We start from the raw sequence: 12,212 nt of genomic DNA on the forward strand, positions 1-12,212 counted from the left end.
GGCGGTGCTGCCGCACCGGACGTTCGACAGACCCAGCTTGGTGTCCGTGAGGGTCACCGTGCTCCGGGGTTCGCGATCCGGAGTTCGTCACCACGAAGGAGTAGGTGATCCGGTCGCCGGCGTCCTGCTTGCCGTCGTTGTTGGTGTCCACCGGCGTGCTGCCGGTCTTGACCAGCGTGATGCCGGTGGAGGTGTCGAGCGGGGTGGACGTGCCGTCCTTGGCCGACGGCGTGGTGCCGTCGGGGGCGGTCGTCGCCGACGCGTCGTTGACCAGCGAGCCGGTGTTCACGTCCGCCTGGGTGACCGCGTAGGTCTTGGGCGGGCAGGTCACGGTGACCCCGGCGCCAGCGGCGCCGTGCCGCAGGCGAGGGACGCGATACCGAGCTTGGCGTCGCTGTACGTCACCGTCTTGAGCGTCGTGGTCCCGGTGTTGGTGACCGAGAAGGTGAACTCGATCGTGTCACCGGCGTCCTTGACGCCGTTCTTGTTGGTGTCGGTCCACAGGCCGACTGCCTTGTCCAGCGACAGCGTGTTGATCGGCGGGTAGGTCGTGGTCACCGAGCTGGTGCCCTGGACGACGGTCTTGGCCGGGTCCAGCGCCGCCACGGAGGCGTTGTTGGTGAGCTTGCCCAGGTCGATCTCGGCCTGGGTGAGGGCGTGGGTCACGCCGCTCGGGAAGCAGTAGGCGCTCGCGCCCGGGGCCAGGGAGGTGATGTTCGTGCAGGTCGCCCCGGACAGGCCGAGGGCGGCGTCGGTCACGGTCACCGTGCCGAGCGTGGTGGTACCGGTATTGGTGACCTGGAAGCGGTAGGTCACCGTGTCGCCCGCGTCGACGCGGCCGTCGTTGTTGGCGTCGACGACCGAGCCGGCCGACTTCGTCAGCCTGACCGTGGAGGCCGTTACCAGCGCGGTGGACGTCGTGTCCGTGGGTGAGACGATCGGCTTGCCCACGAGGTCGGTGCCCGTCACGGAGGCGGAGTTGTCCACCGTGCCGCGGTCGGCGTCGGCCTGGGTCAGCGTGTACGTCACCGCCGAGCAGCTGCGGGTCTGGCCGGGGGCCAGGCCCGTCGAGCCGCACGGGAGCGGGGTGGGCGCCAGCAGCGTGTCGGTGAGCTGGACGTTGTTGGCGGTCACGTTGCCGACGTTGGTCACCGTGAAGGTGTAGGTGATCGTGTCACCCGCGTCGGGTCCGTTGCCGTCCAGGTCCACGAGCGTGCCGGCGACCTTGTCGAAGGTCAGCGCCGGGGTGTGCGAGATCGGCGTGGTGGTCGAGGCCGGGGCGGTCACCTCGGCACCCGACGGCGGCTTGCCGTAGGCCGTCGCGTGGTTGACCACCTGCTGGGCGTCCACGTCACCCTGCTGGACGACATAGGTCGTCTTCGCCACGGTGAGCGGGCAGGTGCGCACCTCGCCGGGGGCCAGCGGTCCGGACCCGCAGGCCTCCTTGACCAGGCCGAGCTTGTCGTCGGTGACGGTCACGGGGTTCAGGGTCGTGGAGCCGGTGTTCCTGACCGTGAAGGTGTAGACGATGGTGTCGCCGGCGTCCTGCATGGTGTTGCCGTTGGCGTTGTTGATCGGTGAGGCCGTCTTGGTCAGGGCGATGCCCGACGTGGCGTTCACCGTCGTCGCGGTGCTGTCCGGGCCGGTGACGACGCTGCCGTCGGGCGCGACGCCGGAGGCGGTGGCGTTGTTGACCACGGACCCCGCGTCGATGTCGGCCTGGGTGAGCTTGTAGCCCACGACGGCGCAGGTCACCGTCACGCCCGGGTCCACGGACGCCTGCGAGCAGGTGGCGTTGGTGAGGTTGGCCCGACCGTCGTTGATCGTGACCGGGTCGAGCGTCACGTTGCCGGAGTTGGTGACCGCGAAGGTGTAGGTGACGGTGTCACCCACGTTGACCACGCCGTCGGTGCCCGGGTCGACGGCCGAGGCCGTCTTGTCCAGGGTGATGGCGGGCTTCGGGGTCAGACCGGTGGTGGTGGAGGAGGTGGTCGTCACGGTGGCGCCGGTGGGCGACGTCGCGGACGCCGAGGCGGTGTTCCTGACCGCGCCGGAGTTCATGTCCGCCAGCGTGACCGAGTAGGTCTGCGTGATCTGGCACTCGCGCGTCTCGCCGGGCTTCATCGGCTCGGCCTGGTTCGGGTACCTCGTCTGGTCGGCGGCCGGCGGCCCGCAGACCGCCCCGCTGATGCCCAGCTTGGCGTCGCTGACCCTCGGGTTGGTCAGGGTCTGGGTGCCGGTGTTGGTGATCGAGAAGGTGTAGGTGATCGTGTCACCCTGGCTCGGCCCGGCCGGCGCCGCGGCGTCGACCAGCGAGCCCGCGGTCTTCTTCAGCGCGAGCGTCGAGCTGGGCAGCAGCGCCGTCGAGGTGACGTCGGTGTTGGTCACCGCCGCACCCGTGGGCGGGGTGCCCGAGACCTGGACGTGGTTGTCCCCGGTGCCCTTGTCGATGTCGGCCTGCTGGATCGTGTAGGTGAACGTGTTGCAGGTCAGCGAGCCGCCCGGCGGGATGGGTCCGCCGCCCGCGCAGGGCGCGGTGATGCCGTACGTCAGGTCCTTGACGGTGATGGTCGACAGGGTGACGTTGCCGGTGTTGTAGACGACGAAGTGGAAGGTGATGGTGTCGCCGGCGTCGACCCGGCCGGTGCCGTTGGCGTCGACGACGGGGTCGGCGCTCTTGTCGATCGCGATGGCCGGGGCCGAGGTGATCGTGTCGGTGACCTCGTCGGTGGCAGTGAGCGTCTGCAGCCCGGGCGTCAGCGCGGACACCTGGACGGCGTTGACGACCTTGCCCGCGTCGGCGTCCGCCGCGGTCAGCACGTAGTTGTAGGCGGGGCACGAGCGGGTGGCGCCCGGCGCGAGCGACCCGGTGCCGCAGGCGAGGTTGGTGAGCCCCAGCTTGGCGTCCGTCATACGGACGTCGGACAGGGTCGTGCTCCCGGTGTTGGTGACGGTGAAGGTGTAGCGGATCGTGTCACCGGTGTCCTGGCGCCCGTTGCCGTTCGCGTCGACGATGCCGCCGGAGACCTTGTCCACGGCCAGCGACTCGGTCGGGGTCAGGGAGGTCGTGGTCTGGTCGGTCGCCCCCACGGTCGTCCCCTGCGGGGAGCGGCCCTGGGCCGAGGCGGTGTTCTGCACCGAGCCGGCGTCGGCGTCGGCCTGCGTGACCGTGTAGGTCACGGCCGGGCAGGTGCGCGTCGCCCCCGGGGCCAGCCCGCCCGTGCCGCAGGGCACCAGGAGCAGGTTGAGCGTCGGGTCGGAGATCGTCACCGGGTCGAGGGTGACGTTGCCGGTGTTGGTCACCACGAAGCTGTAGCTGATGGTGTCGCCGGCGTCCTGGCGCTTGTCGCCGTTGGCGTCGACGAGCGGGCCCGCGACCTTGTCCAGGGACAGGCTCGGGACGAGCGTCAGGTCGCGGGAGACCGTGCTCGAGGCCGTGGCCGTCTTGCCCGTGGCGGACACCCCGGTGGCGGTGGCCGTGTTCACGAGCGTCCTGCCGTCCAGGTCGGCCTGCGTCAGCGTGTACCGACCCTGCGAGCAGGTGGCCGTCGCCCCGGGCGCCAGCGGCAGCGGGGTGCAGCCGGTGAGCGGGGTCGAGCCGAGGCGCGGGTCGCTGATGGACAGCTGGTTGATCGTCTCGGCACCGGTGTTCGTCACCTGGAAGCCGTAGTTGACGACGTCACCCGCGTCGGTGCGGCCGTTGCCGTTGATGTCGGTCCGCGACAGCAGCGTCTTGGTCAGCGAGATGAGCACCGACCCCGACGTGGTCGTGGACGTGCCGTCGGTGCTGGTGTAGGTCTTGCCCGCCGGGTCGGTGACGGAGGCGGTCGCGTTGTTGACCGCCGAGCCCGCGTCGATGTCCGACTGGGTGAGGACGTATGTCGTGGAAGAGCAGACCAGGGTCTGGCCCGGCTCGACGGTGCCCGTGCTGCAGGTGGCCTTGACGACGTTGGCCTTCGGGTCGTCCAGGGTGACGAAGGACAGGGTGACCGTCCCGGTGTTCTTGACCGAGAAGCCGTACACGACCTCGTCACCGACGTCGACGCCGTTGCCGTCCTTGTCGACCACCGAGGAGGCGGTCTTGTCGAAGACGTAGTTCACCTTGGGGGCCAGCGAGACGTCGTTGACGTCCTTGGCCGTCACCGGTGCCCCGACGGGCGGGGTGCCCTGGACCGAGGCTTCGTTGTGCACGGTGCCGGCGTTCATGTCGGCCTGGGTGAGGACGTAGTTGGCCACGTAGCAGGTGGTGGTCCGGCCCGGGTCGAGGATCGGCTGGTCGCAGACCCGTCCCGTGAGACCGAGCTTGGCGTCGGTCAGGTTGAGCAGGTTGAGCGTGACGTTGCCGGTGTTGGTGACCAGGAAGGTGTACGTGATGGTGTCACCGGCGTTCGGGGTGACGCCGTCACCGTTGTCGGCCACGGCGGAGGACTGCTTGTCCAGCGCCAGGGTGGGGGTCTGCGTCAGCAGCACCTGGTCGGTGTCCTGACCAGTCACGGTGGTCTTCTTCGGGTCCAGCCCCGCGACGGTCGCGGTGTTGTCCACGCGACCGGCGTCGAGGTCGGCCTGGGTCAGCGTGTAGGCCTTCGACGGGCAGGACGCCGTCGCGCCGGGCGCCAGGGTGGCCGCGCACAGCACGTTGGACATGCCGACCTTGGGGTCCGAGACGGTGACGCCGGTCAGGGTGGTGGCCCCGGTGTTCGTGACCGAGAAGGAGTAGGTCACGGTGTCACCCGCGCTCGGCCCGGCCGGCTGCGCCGAGTCGACCAGGGCGCCGTGGGTCTTGTCCACGGTCACCTGCGAGGTGGGTGTCAGGGCGCGGCTGGTGCTGTCGTCGAGGGAGCGTACGACCTGCGCTTCCGGGCCGACGGCCGTGACGTGGGCGGTGTTGGTGATCGACCCCGCGTCGATGTCGGCCTGCGTCAGCGTGTAGGTCTGCGCCGCGCCGTAGCACCAGTCCCCCTGGCCCGGTGCCAGGCCGTTCGGGTGCTGCTGGTCCAGCCACTGGCAGTAGGTCGAGCCGCTGGTGCTCGTGGTCGGGTCGAGCCGGGAGTCGAGGAGGTCGACGTGGTGCAGCGTCGTGGTCCCGGAGTTGATCACCCAGAAGCGATAGGTCACGGTGTCGCCCGCGTCCAGCCCGTTGCCGTCGACGTCGGTGAGCCCGATGTCGGTCTTGTCCAGGGTCACCTTGGTGGCGCCGGACGTCGCGGTGGTGGTGCTGTCGGGGGCGGAGGTGACCGGGGCGCCCTTGGGGTCGGTACCCGAGGCCGTGGCCTTGTTGGTCACGGCACCGCTGTCCACGTCGGTCTGGGTCAGGGTGTACGTCTGGGCCGAGCAGACCCGGCTGGCACCGGCGGCCAGGGGCGTCACGCCGCAGGCCAGGTTCTGGGCCTTGACCAGCGGGTCGGTGTAGGTCACGTTGCTGATCGACACGGTGCCGGTGTTGATCACCGTGAAGTAGTACGTAAGGGTGTCGCCCGCGTCAGGTCCGTTGCCGTCCAGGTCCATCAGCTGGCCTGCGGTCTTGTCGATGGTCAGGCCCGGCGTCTTCGCGAGGGCGTCGGTGACCGCACCCGTCGCGGTGACGGCGCTGCCCGTGGTGGGCGTCCCCGTGGCGGTGACCGCGTTGGTGACGGTCCCGGCGTCGAGGTCGGCCTGGGTGAGGGTGTAGGTCGTCTTCGCCACCGCGATGGTGCAGGTGGCCTGGCCGCCCGGGGTCAGGGTGCCGGTGCAGGGCTCGTTGGACAGGCCCAGCCTGGGGTCGGTGATGGCGACCGAGCTCAGGGTCGTGGTCCCGGTGTTCGTGACCACGAAGGTGTAGCCGATCGTGTCGCCGACGCTGTTGCGGCCGTCACCCGAGGCGTCCACGACGCCCCCGGACTGCTTGACCACGCTCAGGGTGGTCGACCGGGTCACGGGGGTGGCCGTGCCGTCCGCGCCGGAGAGGACCTGGCCCTTGGGGGTGGTGGCCGAGGAAGTGGCCGAGTTGTCGACCGAGCCACGGTCCACGTCCGCCTGCGTCAGCGTGTAGACGCGGGTCAGGCAGGTGATCGTCGCGCCCGGTGCGACCGACGTGGCGCCGCAGGAGCTGTTGGTCAGGCCCAGCATCGAGTCGGTGACCGCCGGGGTGAGCGTGACGTTGCCGGTGTTGACGATCACAAAGGTGTAGGTGATCGTGTCGCCGGGTCCGGTCTTGCCGTCGCCGTTGTCGACGATCGGCCCGGCCTGCTTGTCGAAGACGTACGACGGGGTCGACGCCACCGTGGTGGTGGTGCTGCCGGGGCCGGTCACCGTGGTGCCGTCGGGCTTCGTCCCCGAGGCCACGGCGGTGTTCGTCACCAGGCCGGCGTCGGCGTCCGCCACCGCGAGGGTGTAGGGCGCCGAGATCTGGCAGTCGCGGCTCGCGCCCGGCGCCAGCGCGCCGGTCCCGCAGGCCACGGCGGACAGACCCAGCTTAGTGTCGGTCACGGTCACCGGGTCCAGGCTCACGGTCCCGGAGTTGGTCACCTTGAAGGTGTAGGTGATCGTGTCGCCGGCACCGACCTGCCCGTCACCGTTGGTGTCGGTCAGGGCGCCGGCGGTCTTCGCCAGCGTGATGCCCGAGCTCTGGGTCACGGTCACGTCGGCGGTGTCGCCGCCTTGCACGACCGTGCCCTGCGGCGAGGTGCCCGCGATGGTCGCGGCGTTGTGCACCAGGCCGGCGTCGATGTCGGCCTGCGTCAGGGTGTACGTCGCCGGGGTGCAGCTGCGCTGGGTGCCCGCCGCCAGCGGGGTGGAACCGCAGGCCACGTTCAGCTTGAGCAGGGTGTCGGTCAGGACGAGGTCGCTCAGCGACACCGTGCCGGTGTTCTGGACCACGAACTGGTAGGTGATGGTGTCACCCACGTCGACCTTGTTGGTGCCGTTGGCGTCCACGATGGACCCGGCGATCTTGTCCAGCGTCACGCTCGGAGTGGGCGCGACCGGGGTCGTGGCGGTGCCGTTCGCCTTGACCTGCTGACCGGAGTTGGTCAGACCCGACACGGTCGCGGCGTTGTCGACCCGACCGGCGTTCGCGTCGGCCGCGGTGATGGTGTATGTCACCGGGGCGGTGGTGCAGGTGCGGGTCTCGCCGCCGGCCAGCGGGCCGGTCCCGCAATCGACGTTGGTCAGGCCGAGCTTGGTGTCGTTGAGCTTGATGCTGTTGAGCGTGACCGAGCCGGTGTTGGTCACCGTGAAGGTGTACTGCACCGTGTCGCCGGCGTCCTGCTTGCCGTCGTTGTTCGCGTCGACGTAGTTGCCCACCTGCTTGACCAGGCTCATCGACTGGGTCGGCGACAGCGGCACGGACGCGGAGGCGGTGCCAGGCACGACCGTCTTGTCGGGCGCCAGGGCGCTCGCGGTCGCGGTGTTGTTGACCATGCCCAGGTCGATGTCGGCCTGGGTGATCGTGTAGGCCGGGGAGGTGCAGGTGATCGAGGCGCCGGGCGCCACGGTGCCGCTGCCGCACACCACTCCCGCCATACCGATCTTGTTGTCGGTGATGGCGACCGAGCTGAGCGTAACGGTTCCGGTGTTGGTGACGGTGAAGGTGTAGCTCACCCGGTCACCGGCGTCCTGCTTGCCGGTGCCGTTGCTGTCGACCACCGAGCCGGCGGTCTTGGTGAAGCTGTATGCCGGTCGGGTCGTGACCGGGATGGTCACGCTGTCGGAGGCGGTCAGCGCCGCACCGATCGGCGGCTGCCCGGAGACGGTCGCGGTGTTGACGATCTGCGCGGCGTCCAGGTCGCTCTGGGAGACCGTGTAGGCCCGCCCGGCCGTGGAGGCGAAGCAGTACTGCGACTCGCCCGGGGCCAGGGTCCCGGTGCCGCACCGCACGGTGGCGAGGCCGAGCTTGGCGTCGGTGATCGTCAGGTCGGACAGGGTCACCGTCCCGGTGTTGGTCACGTAGAAGCGGTAGGTGACCGTGTCACCGGCGCTGTTGCGACCGTCGCCGTTGGTGTCCACGACCGCGCTGGCCGTCTTGTCCAGGACCAGCCCACGCTGCTGGGTGATCGGGGTGGAGGTCGTGTCGGGGGTGGAGGTCACCGGGGCGCTGCTCGGGGCCGGTCCGGTGGCCGAGGCCGTGGCGGAGTTGTCGTAGGTGCCCGCGTCGATGTCGGCCTGGGTCAGGACGGAGGTCTTCTGGAAGCACTCACGGGCGACGCCCGGGTCCAGCGGGGTGGCCGGGTTGCACGCCTGACCGGTCAGCTGGAGCTTGGTGTCGGTCACCGTGGGGCTGTACAGCGTGAGCGTGCCGGTGTTGGTGATCACGTAGGTGAAGGTGATGGTGTCACCGGCGTCTGTCTTGCCGTTGGCGTTCGCGTCGGCGATGACCCCGGCCTGCTTGTCGAGCGCGATGCTCGGCGGCTGGATCGGGTAGGTCGACGGGATCGTCGAGAAGGTCGTGCGCTCGGTGTCCGAGCCGGACACCTGGGCGCCGCTCGGCGGGGTGCCGATCGCGGTGGCGGTGTTGACCAGGGTGTCGGCGTTGATGTCCGCCTGGGTGATCGAGTACGTCCTGCTGACGGTGCAGGTCCTGGTGTCGCCCGGCAGCAGCGTGCCCACGCCGCAGTCCACGGCGTTGAGGCCGAGCTTGGTGTCGGTGACAGTGACCGGGTTGAGGGTCACGGTGCCGGTGTTGGTGACCACGAAGGTGTAGGTCAGCGTGTCACCGGCGTCCGGGCCGTTCTTGTCCGGGTCGGACAGCGCGCTGGTGCGCTTGTCCAGGGTCAGGCCCGGGGCGGTGGTGAAGGCCGTCGACGTGGCGTCGGTGCTGGTCACCGTGCGCCCGCTGGTCGGGTTGGTCGCCGTCGTCGTGGCGGAGTTGTTGACCGCGCCGGCGTCCACGTCGGCCTGGGTCAGCGTGTAGGTCTTGGCGGTGCAGGTGCGGGACTGGCCGGGCGCCAGCGGGCTGGTGTCGCCGGCGTCGCAGACCTGTCCGGTCCACCCGACCTTGGCGTCGGTGACCGTGACCGGGGTCAGTGACACGTTGCCGGTGTTGGTGACGGTGAAGGTGTAGGCGATCTGGTCGCCCGCGGTCACGGTGCCGCTCTTGTCCACGTCGACGACGCCGGCGGTGGAGCCGAGACCGCCGCTCTGCGGGGTGACGGCCTTGTCCAGCGTGATGGCGGGGACGGCCTGGATCGGGACGTCGGCCATGCTCGTGGCCCTGGCCTGGGTGGCGGCCGGGTCGGAGCCGGTGCCGGTGGCGGAGGCGTCGTTGTGCACGTTGGCGGCGTCGACGTCGGCCTGGGTGATCTGGTAGGTCACCGGGGTGCAGTCGCGGGACTGACCCGGCTCGAGGGGCGAGGTGCTCCGGGCGTCGCACACCCGGTCGGTCAGGCCCAGCTTGGCGTCGGTCAGGGTGACGGCGGCGAGCGACACGTTGCCGGTGTTGACGACCTGGAAGGAGTAGGTCACCGAGTCCCCGACGTTGCGGACGCCGTCACCGTTGACGTCGGTGTAGGCCGCGGTCTTGGCCAGGGTCAGGGCGACCTGGGCCGGGATCGTGGTGGACTCGCTGTCGGTGGACGTGACGTCCGCGTTCTGCGGGGAGAAGCCGTGGATGGTGGCGGTGTTGTCCAGCGTCCCGGAGTTCACGTCCGCCTGGGTGACCGTGTAGGTGTAGTCGTTGCAGCTCGCGGTGGCACCGGGTGCCAGACCGCCCGCGAAGCAGGAGGTGTAGTTCTGCGCCAGCTTGGCGTCGACGAGCTGGACATTGCTCAGCGTGACGTTCCCGGTGTTGGTCACCGTGAAGCGGTAGGTGATCTTGTCACCGATGTCGATGCGGCCGTTGGCGTTGACGTCGATGAACGGCGAGGTGGCCGGCGTCGTCGACGCGAGCGTCTGCTTGTTCAGCAGGATGCTGGGAGTCGTGGTGACCGGCACGGTGGCGGTCGCCGGCCCCTCGGCGAGGGCGCCCGAGGGCGCGTTGCCCTTGGCGCGCGCGGTGTTGTCGACCTTGCCCGCGTCGATGTCGGCCTGGGTCAGCTTGTAGGTCACGGTGACGCCGCAGGCGCGGGAGGCGCCGGGGGCGAGCGGCCCGGTGCCGCAGGCGACGGCGGCCTGGGAGATCTTGGTGTCGGTGATCGAGATCTGGTCCAGGGTCACCGACCCGGTGTTCTTGACCGAGAAGGAGTAGTCGACGGTGTCACCGGGGTCGGTGACGCCGTTGCCGTTGCTGTCCTTGACCTGGGTGGCCGTCTTGGTGAGCGCGAGCAGCGGCGCGGCGCCGATCGTGGTCGACGCGGCGTCCTGCGCGCTGATCTCGTTGCCGACCGGCGGCTGGGCGTAGGCGTAGGCGGTGTTGTTGACCGCTCCGGAGTCCACGTCGGTCTGGGTCAGGGTGTAGGTGTAGGGCGTGCAGGCGCGGGTGTTCCCCGGGGCCAGGGAGCCGGTGCCGCAGGCGAGGCGGTTCAGGCCCAGGCGGGCGTCGGTGAGCACCAAGGTGCTCAGCGACACCGAGCCGGTGTTCTTGACCGAGAAGGAGTAGGTGATGGTGTCACCGGCGTCGGTGAGGCCGTTGTTGTTGGCGTCGATGACAGAGCCGGCGGTCTTGTCCAGCGTGAGGGCCGAGGTGCCCTGGACGGTGCTGGACGCGTTGTCGGTGGACAGCACCACCGATCCCGAGGGACTGGTGCCCGAGGCGGACGCGGCGTTGTCGTAGGTTCCGGAGTCCAGGTCGGCCTGGGTGATCGAGTGGGTAGCCGTCGGGCAGTCGACGGTGGCACCCGGGGCCAGGGAGCCCGCGCAGGTGTTGTTGATGCCCAGCTTGGAGTCGTTGACGGTCACCGGGGCCAGGGTCACCGTGCCGGTGTTGGTCACGGTGAAGGAGTACGTCAGCTGGTCGCCGACGTCGGTGACGCCGTTCTTGTTGACGTCGACGATGGTGGCGGAGGCCTTCTTGTCCAGCAGGATCGACGGGCTCGGGGGCACCGTCAGGCTCGCGGAGCCGGTGGCGGTGACGCTGGAGTTGTCGCTCGCGGTGCCGCTGGCGGACGCGGTGTTGTCGACCTTCCCGGCGTCGATCTCGGCCTGGGTGAGGACGTGCGCCTTGGTCGGGCAGGTGATGGTGGCGCCGACGGCGACGTCGCCGCAGCTGAGGTTGGTCACGCCGAGCTTGGTGTCGGTGACCAGGACGTTGGCGATCGGCAGGTTGCCGGTGTTGGTGACGGTGAAGGTATAGGTCACCGTGTCGCCGGCGTTCTGACGGCCGTCGTTGTTGGTGTCGACCACCGAGCTCACGGTCTTGGCCAGGTCGATCTTGGGACCGGCGGAGATGGTCATCGTCTTGGACGCGGTGCCGGTGGCCTGGCGCCCCTGGGGGTCCTGGCCCGTGGCGGTCGCGGTGTTGTCCACCTTGCCGTTGGTCACGTCGCTGGCCGTGATCGTGTACGACCGGCTCGGGGAGCAGGTCACGCTGTCCCCCGGGGCGAGCGTGGTCACCGAGCTGTTGCAGGTGAGGGCGCTGATGCCCAGCTTGCTGTCGGTGATCCGCAGGTTGGTGAGGTTGACCAGACCGGTGTTCTTGATGGTGAAGGTGTACGTGATCGTGTCCCCGGCGTCCTGCAGACGGTTGCCGTTGACGTCGACGATCGGGGCGGCCGACTTGGTCAGCTGGAGCGAGGGCACCGGCGGCAGCGGCGGGGGCACGCAGGCGACGTTGTTGGTGGTCACCGCGTCCTGGGTGCCGGGCAGCGCCACGGAGTTGTACAGACCGGTGCCGGGCTGCTGGGTGTTGCACGCGACGGCCTGGTTGGAGTCGGTGTAGTGGAACTTCACCAGCACGGTGTAGGTGTGCGTGCCCCCGGCCTGCAGCGTGGTCCCGGCGGGAGCGAGGGTGTACGGCCCGGCACCGGTGGCGCCGGTGCCGGCGGGGACGGCCGGCCCGCTCGTGGTCCAGGTCGCCGAGTCCACCGCGATGTTGGAGGCGAACTGCGGGCGGTCGGTCAGGGCGCCATACTGCCCATCGACCTGACCGGTGTTCTTGACGGTCACGGTGTAGGACACCGTGTAGGTGCCGTCGGCGGCGGGGCCGTTGACCACGCCGGCGGACTTGGCCGCGTCGAAGACCGCAGTCCGCACCGGCGGGTTGACGCACGCCGCGTTGTTGGTGAGCGAGGTCTCCGAGGCACCCGAGAGGGTGATCGAGTTGTACAACACATCCCGAGCAGTTGCAGACGGTGGCCAGGTTC

2 protein-coding genes are annotated in these 12,212 nt (G+C 69.8%); both read right to left on the reverse strand.

The window, feature by feature from the left end:
* On the reverse strand, positions 1 to 331 hold a 331-nt coding region (locus MM438_RS16055), incomplete at its 3' end, for a hypothetical protein (protein WP_241454646.1).
* Complete coding sequence (locus tag MM438_RS16060; RefSeq protein WP_241454648.1) at positions 328 to 12,180, reverse strand: DUF11 domain-containing protein; 11,853 nt, start codon at positions 12,178 to 12,180, stop codon at positions 328 to 330. The genes MM438_RS16055 and MM438_RS16060, both read right to left, overlap by 4 nt.
* Positions 12,181 to 12,212: the final 32 nt, after the last annotated feature.

It is taken from the genome of Arsenicicoccus dermatophilus (genome assembly GCF_022568795.1).
Taxonomy (GTDB): Bacteria; Actinomycetota; Actinomycetes; order Actinomycetales; family Dermatophilaceae; genus Arsenicicoccus; species Arsenicicoccus dermatophilus.